At 68.6% G+C, this 14,518-nt stretch carries 12 protein-coding genes; 8 read left to right on the forward strand and 4 right to left on the reverse strand.

The window, feature by feature from the left end; genetic code table 11:
* Nucleotides 1–33 precede the first annotated feature (33 nt).
* Nucleotides 34–1,545 (reverse strand): ATP-dependent DNA ligase, encoded by a 1,512-nt coding sequence (locus ON29_RS26795; protein ID WP_040870569.1) that lies wholly within the window; start codon nt 1,543–1,545, stop codon nt 34–36.
* Between the two features lie 93 nt (nt 1,546–1,638).
* Between ON29_RS26795 and ramB the strand changes: the two genes are divergently transcribed.
* Entirely contained in the window at nt 1,639–3,045 is a 1,407-nt protein-coding gene (gene ramB / locus ON29_RS26800) for an acetate metabolism transcriptional regulator RamB (protein WP_040870572.1), read from the forward strand.
* Nucleotides 3,046–3,129: 84 nt separating this feature from the next.
* On the opposite strand, the gene ON29_RS26805 is transcribed toward ramB, so the two are convergent.
* Complete coding sequence (locus ON29_RS26805) at nt 3,130–4,356, reverse strand: MFS transporter (protein WP_040870574.1); 1,227 nt, start codon at nt 4,354–4,356, stop codon at nt 3,130–3,132.
* 74 nt (nt 4,357–4,430) lie between these two features.
* Here ON29_RS26805 and ON29_RS26810 point away from each other — a divergent pair, with 74 nt between their 5' ends.
* A complete protein-coding gene (locus ON29_RS26810; RefSeq protein WP_040870575.1) occupies nt 4,431–5,276 on the forward strand; it encodes a TetR/AcrR family transcriptional regulator in 846 nt (281 codons plus the stop codon).
* A 391-nt stretch (nt 5,277–5,667) separates the two neighbouring features.
* Here the strand turns inward: ON29_RS26810 and ON29_RS26815 are convergent, their stop codons facing one another.
* Nucleotides 5,668–7,497, reverse strand: coding sequence for an acyl-CoA dehydrogenase (locus ON29_RS26815; RefSeq protein WP_040870577.1), 1,830 nt, complete (start codon nt 7,495–7,497; stop codon nt 5,668–5,670).
* Between the two features lie 374 nt (nt 7,498–7,871).
* Here ON29_RS26815 and urtA point away from each other — a divergent pair, with 374 nt between their 5' ends.
* The 6 genes from urtA (at nt 7,872) to ON29_RS26845 (ending at nt 13,631) form a co-directional block, all read left to right on the forward strand.
* Nucleotides 7,872–9,146, forward strand: a complete 1,275-nt coding sequence (gene urtA / locus ON29_RS26820) for an urea ABC transporter substrate-binding protein (protein ID WP_040870579.1) — start codon at nt 7,872–7,874, stop codon at nt 9,144–9,146.
* A gap of 212 nt (nt 9,147–9,358) precedes the next feature.
* Complete coding sequence (gene urtB / locus ON29_RS26825; RefSeq protein ID WP_040870580.1) at nt 9,359–10,243, forward strand: urea ABC transporter permease subunit UrtB; 885 nt, start codon at nt 9,359–9,361, stop codon at nt 10,241–10,243.
* Complete coding sequence (urtC, locus tag ON29_RS26830; protein ID WP_051175623.1) at nt 10,240–11,385, forward strand: urea ABC transporter permease subunit UrtC; 1,146 nt, start codon at nt 10,240–10,242, stop codon at nt 11,383–11,385. The genes urtB and urtC overlap by 4 nt, the downstream gene beginning before the upstream one ends.
* Nucleotides 11,382–12,236 (forward strand): urea ABC transporter ATP-binding protein UrtD, encoded by an 855-nt coding sequence (urtD, locus tag ON29_RS26835; protein ID WP_040870582.1) that lies wholly within the window; start codon nt 11,382–11,384, stop codon nt 12,234–12,236. The genes urtC and urtD overlap by 4 nt, the downstream gene beginning before the upstream one ends.
* Nucleotides 12,229–12,921 (forward strand): urea ABC transporter ATP-binding subunit UrtE, encoded by a 693-nt coding sequence (gene urtE / locus ON29_RS26840; protein ID WP_040870583.1) that lies wholly within the window; start codon nt 12,229–12,231, stop codon nt 12,919–12,921. Before urtD ends, urtE begins: the two co-directional genes overlap by 8 nt.
* Nucleotides 12,922–12,929: 8 nt before the next feature.
* The gene (locus ON29_RS26845) at nt 12,930–13,631 is read left to right on the forward strand and encodes a GntR family transcriptional regulator (RefSeq protein WP_040870584.1); all 702 of its coding nucleotides are present in this window, start codon (nt 12,930–12,932) and stop codon (nt 13,629–13,631) included.
* Nucleotides 13,632–13,635: 4 nt separating this feature from the next.
* Here the strand turns inward: ON29_RS26845 and ON29_RS26850 are convergent, their stop codons facing one another.
* Entirely contained in the window at nt 13,636–14,508 is an 873-nt protein-coding gene (locus ON29_RS26850) for a hypothetical protein (protein WP_040870585.1), read from the reverse strand.
* Nucleotides 14,509–14,518: the final 10 nt, after the last annotated feature.

The following is a 14,518-nucleotide window of genomic DNA, read 5'->3' on the forward strand; positions in this document are numbered from 1 at the left end:
CGGGAGCAAGCGCGCTTCACATCGCGGTGGCGGTCACGGCAGTAGCGCGCGGACGGTGTCGATGGTGTCCGCGTCGGCGGGTTCTTTGTCGGGGCGATAGCGCACCACCCGAGCGAAACGCAACGCCACCCCGCCGGGATAGCGCGGACTGACCTGCACGCCGTCCAAAGCGATCTCCACAACCAGTCGCGGCCACAGATACACGGTGTGCTGATCGCGCGAGCGCTCGTGGCGGGGGAATTCGGTGGTCTGCCATTGCAACAGCGCGTCGGTGAGCCCCTTGAAGGTCTTGCCCACCATGACCGGCTCGCCGCTGTCCGGGTCGCGCGCGCCGAGATGCAGGTTCGACAGGTAGCCCGTGCGACGGCCGTAGCCCCATTCCGCGCCGAGCACGACCAAGTCGAGGGTGTGCGTCGGCTTGATCTTCTGCCAGGCCCTGCCCCGCCTGCCCGCCGCGTACGGCGCGGTCAGCGACTTGATCATGACGCCCTCGTGGCCCGCCGCCAGCGCGCCGTCGAAATATTCGGCCGCCGCTTCGGCATCCGGCCGCAGCAACGCGGGAATGGTGTGCGCGGCCGCCACCTTCGTCAGCGCGGCGCGCCGCTCCGACAGCGGAGCGTCGAGCAGATCCCGGCCGTCCAGGTGCAGGCAGTCGAAGAAGTATGGATGCAGCAGCAACTCCCGCGTGGAGCTCACCTCGGCGAAGCGGCTCATGGTCTCCTGGAACGGGCGTGGCCGGCCCGCGTCGGTGAGCGCCAGCGTCTCCCCGTCCAGGACGACGCTCGTGCAGTCCAGCCCGGCGACCAGCTCGACCAGTTCGGGCACGCCCGCGGTGATATCGCGCAGCGTCCTGGTGAAGATGCGGACCCGGTCGCCGTCCCGGTGCACCTGGATGCGGGCGCCGTCCAGCTTGTGCTCGACGCTCACCTCGCCCTCGAACTCGATCAGCGCCTCGTCCAGCGTCGCACCGGGCGAGGCGAGCATGGGCTGGATCGGGCGGCCGACTTCGAGCCGGAACTCCGCGAGCGCGGCAACGCCGCCGGTCAGCGCCGCGACGGCGGTGACCGGCAATCGGCCCGACAGCATGTACGCCCGGCGCACCAGATCGGGCGGCACGCCCGCGGCGACGGCCACCGCTTCGGCGACCACGGCGGTGAGCGCTCCTTGGCGCAGTTCCCCGGTGAGCAGGCGCACCAGGAAACTCTGCTCATCCGCCGTAGCCGCGGACCACAGCGCCCCGAGCAGCTCCTTGCGCCGGGCGGCGGACCCGGCGCCGGAGGTACCGGCCAGCTCGCTCAGCGCGGCGTGCACCGCCGCGACGGTCAGCGTCGCGACCGGCGCCGGAGGGCTGTCGAGCGTGGTGAGCGTGCGCCACCCCGTGCCGATCCGTCCCTGCGGTAGCTCGCCGGACGCCCAGGCGACGACGGGCGCCAGCTCGTCGGCGGCGGCCGAGGTCAGCAGCCCGGCCAGCGTGGCGATCTTCGTCTTGCGTGACCTGGTCGCGCGCACGGTCTCCGAGGCCAGGACGACATCCGAGAACAACACCCTGCCGACGGTAGCCGCCGGGTACGACACCTGTCTGCGAGGAGTGTTAATCCGTAATTGGCACGGATGCGAACCGGCCCATAAGCTGGACGCATGGCCAAGACTTACGTCGGCGCTCGGCTGCGTCAGCTGCGGACCGAACGCGGGCTGAGCCAGATCGCGCTGGCTCAGCAGCTGGAGATCTCGGCGAGTTACCTCAATCAGATCGAGCACGACGTGCGCCCGCTCACCGTCCCGGTGCTGCTGAAGATCAGCGACGTGTTCGGCGTCGACGCCACCTTCTTCTCCGCGCAGGACGACACCCGGCTCATCGCGGAACTCCAAGAGGTCGTGATGGACCAGGAGCTGGGCATCGAGGCCGACGCCCAGGAGATCGCGGACATGGTCTCGGCGCATCCGAGCATGGCCCGCGCGCTGGTCAACATGCACAACCGCTACCGCAACACCTCCGCCCAGCTGGCGGCGGCCACCGAGGACCGGTTCGCCGACAGCGCGGGCAGCGGCGCGATCAGCAAGCCGCACGAGGAAGTGCGCGACTACTTCTACCAGCGCCAGAACTACATCCACGAGCTGGACACCGCCGCCGAGGAGCTCACCGCGCGCATCCGTTTCCACGGCGGCGACGTGAACAGCGAGATCGCCAGGATCCTGCGCGCGCACGACGTGCGGATCACCGAGCGCATCGATCTCGGCGAGGGCGTGCTGCACCGCTACGACCCGCAGACCGGCAACCTGGAGATCGCGCCGCATCTCTCCGGCGGTCAGCGCACCTTCAAACTGGCCGCCGAGCTGGCCTACTTCGAATGCGGAGAGTTGCTGGAGAAACTCGTCGAGGAGGGCAATTTCGCGTCCGAGGACGCCCGCAAGCTGGCCATGCTCGGGCTGGCCAATTACTTCGCCGCGGCGACGGTGCTGCCGTATACGCATTTCCACGAGGTGGCCGAGGACTTCCGCTACGACATCGAGCGGCTGTCGGCGTTCTTCACGCAGAGCTACGAGACCATCTGTCACCGGCTGTCCACGCTGCAACGACCATCGCTGCGCGGCGTGCCGTTCTCGTTCGTGCGGGTCGACCGCGCGGGCAACATGTCCAAGCGCCAGTCGGCCACCGGTTTCCACTTCTCCGCCAGCGGCGGGACCTGCCCGCTGTGGAACGTCTACGAGACCTTCGCCTATCCCGGCAAGATCATGACGCAGATCGCCCAGATGCCCGACGGCCGCAAATATCTCTGGGTGGCCCGCACGGTCGAACGCCGCGCCACCCGTTTCGGCCAGCCGAGCAAGACCTTCGCCATCGGCCTCGGCTGCGAACTGCGGCACGCGGCCCGGGTGATCTACGCCGACGGCATCGACCTCGACGAGGTGCAGCCGACGCCGATCGGTGCGGGCTGCCGAGTATGCGAACGGGCCAACTGCCCGCAGCGCGCGTTCCCGCCGTTGGGCAAGGTGCTCGACATCAGTGAGCACCGCAGCTCGGTTTCGCCGTATGTGCTGAAGTAGTCGGCGGGGTGATACCGGCGGGGCGGGATGAACACACGTCCGGCCGGGATCGGAGTACCGATACCGGCCGGACGTGGTGTTCGGTCAGGCGGCCTGCGCCTTTCGCTGCATCCGCAGACCGGCCACCGTCATACCCAGTGCGGCGACGAGCAACAGCGCCAGCGTCCAGGCGAGGGTGGCGAAGCCGTGCGGCGCCGCCGCGGCGGCGACCAGCGGGCCGATGGTCGCGCCCACGTAGAAGCTGAACATCGCGACCGACATGGCGGCGGCGCGGGATTCGCCGCCCAGTTCGCCCGCGCTCTGCAGCACGGCCGGGGCGATGATGCCGAGTCCGCCGACCAGCACGGCCAGCAGGACGGCCAGCACGAGCGGATGGGTTCCCTCGAAGGTCGCGACCACCATCGCCGTCGCGGCGATGAGCACACCGAGCACGATTTGGCCGTGCTTGGACAGCCGGGCCAGCGGCACCGCGAGCACGGGCAGCGCGATCATCACCGGCAGCGCGCCCGCCCGCAGCGCCAGCAGTTCGCCCGAGCCGCGGACCACCCCGGTCAGTTCCAGGCCGGTGTACACCCCGACCATCACCGCCATGCTCATCGCGCCCGCGATCAGCATCGGCACCAGCGCCCGGATGCGCAGCACCGCGGGAATCGCGGCGTAGCTGTGCCGCAGCGGCTTGTCCCGCCCGGTGGGCGCGTCGGCCAGCAACGCCGACCGCAACGCCAGCGCGAGGACGGCGAACCCGATCGCGGAGGCGACGAACACCGTGCGCCACGGGAACGCGCCGACCATCCACTGCGACACGATCTGCGCGACCACCGTCGCCGCGAGAAACGAGGTTGCCACGGACATGGTGGCCACGGCACGGTGCGCTGGGGTGATGCGGGTCGCCACATAAGCCATGATCGCGGGCGGAATCGAGCCGACCACCAAGCCCTGCGCCACCCGCAGGGCGACGGCCAAGGGGGCGCTGAACGCCAAGCCGGTCAACAGGGTGACCACCGCGGCCGCCAGCATGCCGGTGACCAGCACCCGGCGGTGACCGTAGCGATCCGACAGCGGCCCGAACAGGACGAAACCGCCCGCGTAGCCGAAGGCGAACGCGCTGATGATCCAGGTCATCGCCGCCGAGCCGACACCCCAGTCGGCCCGCATGGCGGTGAAAAGCGGGATGGGAACGTACATCTGACCGGTGGCCAGCAGTGCGGCGAGGACGAAGAAAGGCAGGGTGCGCCCGGTGTGGGCTCGCGCCGAGGTGTCTCGGCCGCGCGTCCGGGCCGGAGCCGCGGACTGGAAGGTGGACATTGCCATGGCACGAAGGTAGGCCTGCGCCAGGCCATCTGTCAACCAAATAGTTGGTTTAATGGGATGGTAAAGTGTCGGTCATGACGGCCACGATCAAACGCAGTGACGCGACCAGGCAGGCCCTGTTGCGCGCCGCCCGCGAAGAATTCGCGCAGTACGGGCTGGCCGGCGCGCGGGTCGACCGGATCGCCGAGGCGGCGGGCGTCAACAAGGAACGCATCTACGGACTGTTCGGCAGCAAGGACAAGCTGTTCGACGTCATCCTGATCGACACGCTGCGCGAGTTCATCGACGTGGTCAAGCCGTTGGCCGACACCGAACCCGGGGCCTACGTCGGCAAGCTGTTCGACTATCACCGGGACAATCCCCAGCTGTTGCGATTGCTGCTGTGGGAGGCGTTGCACCGCGGCGCCGACGCGCACGACATCGACGGCTGGCGCGCCGCGCACTACGTGCAGAAATTCGATCGCGCCCAGGAACAGTTCGACGTCGACTCCGCGAACGCGGGCCGCCTGCTGCTGGCCCTGTGCGGCCTGGCCAACTGGTCGCACGCCGTCCCGCAGACCACCAGACTGCTGCTCGGCGAGGCCGCCGCGGAGGACAAGGACGCCACCCGCGCGTTCCTGATGGAGTTCGCCAGGGCGGCGATGCGCCGGGACGCGGCCCCTGGTGAGCGGGAAGCCCGCCTCCCGGAGGTCGAACTGGTCAATGAATTGACCACCAGCGACGAGCAGCCCGGCGTGGACCGCGCCGCCCAGCGACTCCGCGACGCCCAAGCCGCCGCCGAAGCCGCCCGCACCGAACTCGCCACCGCCCTGAAGGCCGCCCACGCCGCAGGCACGAGCGCCAACCAGCTCGCCAGACAGGTATCGGGCACCCTGTCCCGCCCCGTCGTGCTCAAACTGCTCTCCCAACCCGAGAGCTGACCCCACACCCACCGGCACGCGGCGCGGCAACGTCACTCGAATCGGCCGCCAACCACCCTGTCACCGCAACATCAACCCGAATAGTCAGCGTTGCACGCGGTCGAGAGCCGACGACACACGCAGCACGCAACCACCCGGCCCCGCGCTCGCCACCAGTCGAATCGACCTTCATCCGCCAGGGCGCGCACTTCATCCGGACCTCGAATGCCGACGCGCCCGGCGCACCGCCACCACGTCTTTCGAGCGAAGCGAGACCGAGCATGCGCCGTTCGCGGCCCGGCTCGTGTCCGAGTGGCCGCCGCGTCCGCGACGAAGTCGCCAGCGGTGGTCGCTCGGACGCGAGCCACAAAGGGGCCGCGAACACGCCGCGACGAAGTCGCGGCAATTGGACTCAGAACGCGGCTTCGTCCAGGTTCATGATGTCGTCGTCGAGTGCGGCGATTATCCCGCGCACCGCGGCCAGGTTCGGCAGCACGTTCTTCGCGAAGAAGCTCGCGACGGCGACCTTTCCGGCGTAGAAAGCACGGTCCTTCTCCGGCGCGTCGGTGGCCAGTGCGGTGGCCGCGATCTCCGCCTGCACCAGCAGGCGCCAGCCGATGAGCAGGTCGCCGACGGCGAGCAGGAAGCGCACCGAACCGAGGCCGACCTTGTACAGCTCGGTGGGCTTCTGCTGGGCGGCCATCAGGAAGCCGGTGAGCGAGGCGGCCATCGCCTGCACGTCCTCCGCGGCCGTGCGCAGCAGGTCGCGCTCGGTGTCGAACCGTCCGGTCTTGGCGTCGAGGAACGCCGCGATCCGCGCGCTGACGTGCCCGAGCGCCGCACCTTTGTCGCGAATGATCTTGCGGAAGAAGAAGTCCTGCGCCTGGATGGCGGTGGTGCCTTCGTAGAGCGAGTCGATCTTCGCGTCGCGGATGTATTGCTCGATCGGGTAGTCCTGGAGATAACCGGAGCCGCCCAAGGTCTGCAACGACTCGGTGAGGTACTGGTAGGCGCGCTCGGAACCGACGCCCTTGACGATCGGCAGCAGCAGATCGTTCACCCGGTGCGCCAGATCGGGGTCGGCGCCCGAAACGAGCTGGGCCACATCGGCGTTCTGGTGCGCGGCGGTGTACAGGTACACCGCGCGCAGGCCCTCGGCGTACGCCTTCTGCATCGCCAGTGAACGACGCACGTCCGGATGCCGGGTGATGGACACGCGGGGCGCGGCCTTGTCGGTCATCTGGGTCAGATCAGCGCCCTGGACACGTTCTCTGGCGTAGTCGAGCGCGTTGAGATAACCCGTCGACAAGGTGCCGGAGGATTTGACGCCGACCATCATGCGCGCGTTCTCGATCACCTGGAACATCTGCGCGATGCCGTTGTGCACCTCGCCGACCAGCCAGCCCTTGGCCGGTACGCCGTGGCCGCCGAAGGTCAGCTCGCAGGTGGGCGAGGATTTCAGGCCCATCTTGTGCTCGACCCCGGTGACGTACACGCCGTTGCGCTCGCCGAGTGCCAAGGTCTCGGGGTCGAAGAGGAACTTCGGCACGTAGAACAGCGACAGGCCCTTGGTGCCCGGTCCGGCGCCCTCCGGCCGGGCCAGCACCAGGTGGAAGACGTTATCGGCGGTGTCGCCGACCTCCGCGCCGGAGATGAACCGCTTGACGCCCTCGATGTGCCAGGTGCCGTCTTCTTGCGGGATCGCCTTGGTGCGTCCCGCGCCGACGTCGGATCCGGCGTCGGGCTCGGTCAGCACCATGGTGCCCTGCCAGCCCTTCTCGAGGCCGAGCGTGGCCCAGTGCCGCTGCTGCTCGGTGCCGACGTTGTACAGCACGGACGCCATGACCGGCCCCATGTTGAAGAACGACGCCGAGGGATTGGCGCAGGTGATCATCTCGGCGACGGCCCAGACCAGCGCCGCGGGCGCCGGGGTGCCGCCCATGCCCTCCGGCATGCCCAGCCTGCTCCAGCCCGCGTCGCGCACGGCGGCGACGGTCCTACGGAGCGGCTCCGGAACAGAGACCGAGAAGGTGGGCGCGTCATAGGCCACCGGATCGCGATCGGCCGCCGCGAAGGAGTCCGCCACCGGCCCCTCGGCCAGTCGCCGAACCTCCGCGAGGATCTCCCGGGCGGTGTCGGAATCGAGGTCGCCGTAGGCGCCGGTATCGAGGAGTTTGTCCAGCTCGAGCACTTCGAACAGGTTGAACTCGATATCCCGCACGTTCGCCTTGTAGTGGCCCATCTGGTCCTCCTCGACTCGAGTCCGCGGCCCGCCGCCGCGGCTTGGGACGGTTCAGATGTCGTACGAATCGAAGCGTGCCGCATCGCGGCGACGCTACGCAACCGTAGCCACATCCGCCCCGGCCAGCGGGTTTGCCCGGATCTCACAACCGTTCACCGTCCGTTTACGGGAAAGGTTCACACGAGCGAAACAGACGAAACGGACTTGTCATCGAGAGATATTCCGGCGCAACAAGTTCTGTCTACCGTTCGCATCACGAATACAGCCGTTGTATACAGCCCCGTCTACAGCCGTGAGCGGGGCGAAGACGGCGGTATTCGCTGCGGCGCCCTGCCGACGCCGCCGCAATACCTGATGAGGAGAGGGTTCGCCCCATGCCAGATTCCCGTGCCACCCATCGCTCCAGGCGTTTGGTCCGAGCGGTGGCGGTGCCCACCGCGGTCGCGCTCGCCGGCCTGTTGCTGACCGCCTGCGGCGCCAAGGACGACGCCTCGACCACCGGCTCCGGCGCCGCCTCCTGCGTCGACACCTCGAAGGACACGATCAAGGTCGGTTCGCTGCACTCGCTGTCCGGCACGATGGCCATCTCCGAGGTCACCGTCGCCAACTCGACCAAACTGGCCGTCGACCAGATCAACGCCGCGGGCGGCGTGCTCGGCAAGAAGATCGATCTGGTGCTCGAGGACGGCGCCTCGGACCCGAAGACCTTCGCGGAGAAGGCGGAGAAGCTGATCAGCTCCGACTGCGTCGCCGCGGTGTTCGGCGGCTGGACCTCGTCGAGCCGCAAGGCCATGAAGCCGAAATTCGAGAGCCTGAACTCGCTGCTCTACTACCCGGTCCAGTACGAGGGCCTGGAGGACAGCAAGAACATCTTCTACACCGGCGCGACCACCAACCAGCAGATCATTCCGGCGCTGGACTATCTCAAGCAGAAGGGCATCACGTCCCTGTACCTGGTCGGCAGCGACTACGTCTTCCCGCAGACCGCCAATCGTGAGATCAAGGCGTACGCCGCCGCCAACGGCATCGAGATCAAGGGCGAGGACTACACCCCGCTCGGCTCCACCGACTTCTCCACCATCGTGAACAAGGTCCGCTCCGCCAAGGCGGGCGCGGTGTTCAACACCCTCAACGGCGACTCCAACGTCGCGTTCTTCCGCGAGTACAGCAACGCGGGCCTCAAAGCCGCGGAGATGCCGGTGATCTCGGTGTCCATCGCCGAGGAAGAGGTGGCGGGCATCGGCGCGCAGCACATCGCGGGCCAGCTCACCGCGTGGAACTACTACCAGACCGTGGACACCCCGGTGAACAAGAAGTTCGTCGCCGACTACAAGGCCGCCTTCGGCGCCGACAAGCCGACCTCGGACCCGATGGAAGCCGCCTACGCGTCGGTCTACCTCTGGAAGAACACCGTCGAGAAGGCGCGGTCGTTCAAGGTGGAGGACGTCCAGGCCGCCGCAGGCGGCGTCACCTTCGAGGCGCCCGAGGGCCTGGTCACCATCGACGGCTCCAACCACCACATCACCAAGACCGCCCGCATCGGCGAGATCCGTCCCGACGGACTCATCTACACCGTGTGGGACTCCGGCAAGGCCGTGACGCCGGATCCCTACCTGAAGTCCTACGACTGGGCCAAGGGCCTGAAGTAGTCCGCGGCTGTCCGCGGCCCGGCTACCGGTGCCCGCCCGGCGACCCAGTCGCCGCGGCGAGCACGCGGAGCGCGTAATGAGGGGGGCCGCGGACAGCATCGGACACCAGGGCACTCAACGCGCCCCGAGCGCCTCAACTCCCGGTTTCGAGCCACAAAGGGGCCGCGAACACGCCGCGACGAAGTCGCGGCAGATCAAACACAGGAGCTCGCATGGACGTTGTGATCGGACAGCTCTTCACCGGGTTGAGTCTGGGATCGATTCTCTTGCTCGCCGCGCTCGGCCTCTCGCTGACCTTCGGGCAGATGGGCGTGATCAACATGGCGCACGGCGAGTTCATCATGGCCGGTTGCTACACGACATACGTCGTGCAGAAGGTCATCTCGTCGGCGGGTGTCTCGCTCGTCGTCTCGCTGCTGATCGGCTTCCTGGTCGGCGGCCTGCTCGGCGCCGCGCTGGAGATGGGCCTGATCCGCTGGATGTACGACCGGCCGCTGGACACGTTGCTGGTCACCTTCGGCGTCGGGCTGGTGCTGCAACAGCTGGCCCGCGACATCTTCGGCGCGCCCGCCAAGAACGTGATCGCGCCGGAGTGGCTCAGCGGCGGCGTCACGATCCTGGGCGCGGTGGTACCGAAGACGCGCATCTTCATCCTCGTCCTGGCGGTGGTCGCGGTGACCGCGCTGGCCGCGGTGCTCAAGGCGACTCCGCTCGGCCGCCGGATCCGCGCGGTGGTGCAGAACCGCGGCTTGGCCGAAACTTCCGGCGTATCCAGCCGTTTCACCGATATCAGCACGTTCTTCATCGGCTCCGGCCTGGCGGGCGTGGCCGGTGTCGCGCTCACCCTGATCGGCTCGACCAGCCCGACCATCGGCCAGAGCTACTTGATCGATGCGTTCCTCGTGGTGGTCATCGGCGGGCTGGGCCAGATCAAGGGCACCGTGATCGCGGCGTTCGCGCTCGGCCTGCTCAATTCCTACATCGAATACTCGACCACCGCGTCCATCGCGAAAGTCGTCGTCTTCGTCGTCATCGTGATCTTCCTGCAGGTCCGTCCGCAGGGCCTGTTCACCGTCCGGACAAGGAGTTTGGCATGACCACACTCGTACAACGGTGGCGCGCGCATTCCTCGCTCACCGCGTTGGCCGGGTTCGCCGTCGCCGCCGTCCTGTTGTTCGCGGTCGCGCCCGCGGTGCTCAGCGATTTCCGGCTCAACCTGCTGGCGAAGTTCTTGTGCTTCGCGATCGTCGCGGTTGGCATCGGGCTGGCCTGGGGACGCGGCGGAATGCTCACCCTCGGGCAGGGCGTGTTCTTCGGCATCGGCGCCTACATCATGGCCATGCATCTGCAGATGGCCGACGCCGCCCGGCTCGGCAACGACGTGCCGGAGTTCATGGAGATCGCGGGCATTCGCGAATTGCCGTCGTTCTGGACGCCGTTCGCGTCGGGCCCGGTGGCGCTGCTCGGCATCCTCGTGCTGCCCGCGCTGATCGCGGCGGCGCTCGGTTACGGCGTGTTCAAGCGCCGCGTGAAGGGCGCGTACTTCGCCATCCTCAGTCAGGCGCTCGCCGCCGCGCTGGCCATCCTGCTGACCGGCCAGCAGGCCATCGGCGGATTCACCGGTCTGTCGGATTTCCGCGCGTTCTTCGGGTTCAAGCTGTCCGACCCGGTCAACCGGCAGATGCTGTTCTTCATCGCGGCGGGCACGTTGCTGGTGGTGGTCGCGCTGGTGCGGCAGCTGATGCACAGCAGGTACGGCGAGTTGCTCGTCGCGGTGCGCGACCAGGAGGAGCGGGTGCGCTTCCTCGGATACGACCCGGCGAACGTGAAGATCGTCGCCTACGTGGTCGCGGCGTTCTTCGCCGGCATCGCCGGTGCGCTGTTCACTCCGATCGTCGGCATCATCTCCCCCGCCGATATCGGCGTCGTTCCGTCCATCGCGTTTCTCATCGGCGTCGCGATCGGCGGCCGGACCACCCTGCTCGGGCCGGTACTCGGCGCGATCGGCGTGGCATGGGCGCAGACGGCGCTGTCCGAGGAGTTCCCCTCGGGGTGGACGTATCTGCAAGGCGTGCTGTTCATCGTGGTGGTCGGTTTCGTGCCCGCGGGCCTCGCCGGATTGTGGCCCTTGCTGAAAGGTGTGCTGGGCAATCGGTTGCGGCGGCCCGCGGACCCGTCTGCCGCCGTGGTGGTCGAGGCGCTGCCGGAACCCGCGACGGAGAAGGTGGAATCGCGATGACCGAGACGACGCACGAACCGAAGCTCGGCGGCAACGCGGGAATGTCCAGCGAGTACCTGGAAATCCGTGGCCTGTCGGTGAGTTTCGACGGATTCAAGGCCGTCACCGATGTCGATCTGACGGTGTTGCAGGGCGATCTGCGCTTCCTCATCGGTCCCAACGGCGCGGGCAAGACGACCCTCATCGACGCGATCACCGGTCTGGTCCCGGCGACCGGGTCGGCGCAGAAGACCGGCGTGGAATTGCTCGGCAAGAAGGTGCACCGGATCGCCCGGCTCGGCGTCGGAAGGACGTTCCAGACCGCGAGCGTGTTCGAGCAGCTCAGCGTGCTGCAAAATCTCGACATCGCCGCGGGTGCGGGCCGTTCGGCGCTCACCATGCTGCGCCGCCGCAAATCGGTGCTCCCCGTAATCGAGGAGGCGCTGGAGACCACCGGTCTCACCGGCCTGCGCGACAAGCCCGCCGGGGTACTCGCGCACGGGCAGAAGCAATGGCTCGAGATCGGCATGCTCCTGGTGCAGAACGCGTCGGTGCTGCTGCTGGACGAGCCGGTGGCCGGCATGAGCGCCGAGGAACGCGAGGAGACCGGAAACCTGTTGCGCCGCATCGGCGGCGACCGGGTGGTCGTGGTGGTCGAGCACGACATGGATTTCATGCGCGCCTTCGCCACCTCGGTCACCGTTCTCGCGGGCGGCAAGGTGCTCAGCGAGGGGACCGTCGAACAGGTGCAGGCGGACCCGAAGGTCCAGGAGGTCTACCTCGGCACCGCCGCGGCCGTCGGCACCGAACTGGAGGACGCCTCGACCGCGCCGAGCCCGGAGTCACCCCGGAAAGGGGACAGCGATGCTTGAACTCACCGATATCCACTCCGGCTACGGCCGCACCGAAGTCATCCACGGCGTCTCGGTGACCGTCCCGGACGACAGCGTGGTCGCCGTCATGGGGCACAACGGCGCGGGGAAGACCACGCTGCTGCGTACGGCCGTCGGCCTGATCGGCACGAAGTCGGGCCGGATCGAATTCGACGGGGAGGCCATCACCAAACTGTCGCCCTCGCGGCGGGTGCGTCGCGGGATAGCGTACGTGCCGCAGGGACAGCAGAGTTTCCCGCAACTGACCACCGCGGAGAATCTGCAGGTGGTCGCGGACGGCCGTAAACGCGGCAAGGCGCTGATCGACGAATCGCTCGATCTGTTCCCCGCGCTGCGCGAACTGCTCGCACGGAAGGCGGGCCTGCTGTCCGGCGGCCAGCGCCAGCAACTGGCCATCGCGCGGGCGCTGATCACCGAACCGAAGCTGCTCATCCTGGACGAGCCGACCGAGGGTATCCAGCCGTCGGTGGTCGCCGAGATCGAGCGCACCATCATCGATCTCACCCGCCGGGGCGGACTGAGCGTGCTGCTGGTCGAACAGCACATCGGCTTCGCGTTGCAGGCGGCGCAGCGCTACTACGTGCTGCGGTCCGGCCGGGTGACCTCCACGGGCGCGGGTGGCGCCGGCGCCGAGAGCGAAGTCCGCTCGGCGATGGCGATCTGAGCGCCGCCATGACCCGCGGCAGGGGTCGGATTCCGTTGCGCGAGCAGGTGTACGACTCGTTACGGCGGGATCTGGCCACCGGAGCGATCGTGCCGACCGAACGGCTCGGCGAGGAACGCCTCGCCGAGGCCTACGGGGTGTCCCGCACCCCGGTGCGCGAGGCGCTGGCCCGGTTGCAGGCCGACGGCCTGGTCGAGCGGCTCGCCGACGGCCTCTACCCGTACCGGCCCCGGCTCGACGAACTCGATCACCTCTACGAGTTGCGGCTGGTGCTGGAAGCCAGGGGGATGCAACGCGTGCGGGCGCCCGGTGAGGCGCCCGCGCACGATCTGGATCTCGTGCGCGCGGAACTCGACGCCTGGCGCGCGCTGCGCGACGACCCACCCGAACCGGGACCGGCGCTGGTGGCCGCCGACGAACGCTTCCACACCACCTTGCTCGCCGCCGCGGGCAACGCCGCACTCGCCGAGGCGCTCACCGCCGTGCACATCCGGGTGCGTCCGGTGCGCACGCTGGACATGCCGACTCCGGAGCGGATCGCCACCATGACCGCCGAGCACATCGCGGTCGCCGAACTCCTGGTGTCGGGCGCGGTGGACGCGGCGGCGCAGACCCTCACCGCCCATATCGACACCTCCCGGACGCATGTACTGGCCCGCGCGCAACACGCGCTGCGCCTGACCAAACTGGGCCGCGCCGTGCGGGATTGAGCGATCAGCAGTTCTGCTGGAAGGGGAAACATTCGGTGGGCCGGTGCGGCGGCGGTGACGGGGTGGTAGTCGTCGTACCGGTCGCCGGAATCGGTTGCGCCGAGTCGTGCGCCAGCGCGGTGGCGATCACGCCGAGCACGAACAGGACCCCGACCACGGCGATCACGACGACCGACCAGCCCGCGTAGGCCTGGCTCTTCGTCGCGGCGCCGGGCTTCGGCTCGACTCGCGGCTTCGGTGTGCGCGGAATGGTCGTGACCGGCTCCGGCGCGTTCTCCTCGAAGCCCGCCTCGAGCAGTTCCGCGCGGGTCGGGGCGATCTCCGCCAGTCCGAGCGCGCCGCACGCGCCGATCACCCGGTCCGCGGTCCAGTCGCGCGGTCCCGCGGAGAATCCCTCCAGGTAGATGCGCAACTCGGTCGCGTCGGTGACATTGCCGACCACCACGTCCAACCCCGGGCGCAGGTTCGTGCGCGCCGGACGCACCACGGCACCGCGGAACGGGACGAGCACCACGGCGCCGCTGATGTGCCCCGGATCCTGCAACGCCCGCTGGAGCATGTGCTTGACCGCGTAGATGCCGTGTTCCACGCGCTCGGCGGGGCTCCCGGATTCCGGGTCGTCCAATTCCACCGGCGCGTCGCTGATCTTCCACGGCCCTTCGGCCGGTGTGCTCAGAATGCCGCTCTGCCTGCGCTGGAATCCGTGCACCTCCAGCACGGTCAGGCCCCGCGGGGTGCACACCACCGCGTCGACGCGCCGGTTGTCCGCCTCGAGATCGATCACGGCGAAACCGGTGGTCGGATACGACCGCAGGCACGCGACGAATTCCCGCTCGGCGCCGGAAAGCTCCGCTCCGGGCCTGATCCTCACCAGCATCTGTTCCCCT

This window comes from Nocardia exalbida NBRC 100660 (assembly GCF_000308575.1).
GTDB lineage: Bacteria > Actinomycetota > Actinomycetes > Mycobacteriales > Mycobacteriaceae > Nocardia > Nocardia exalbida.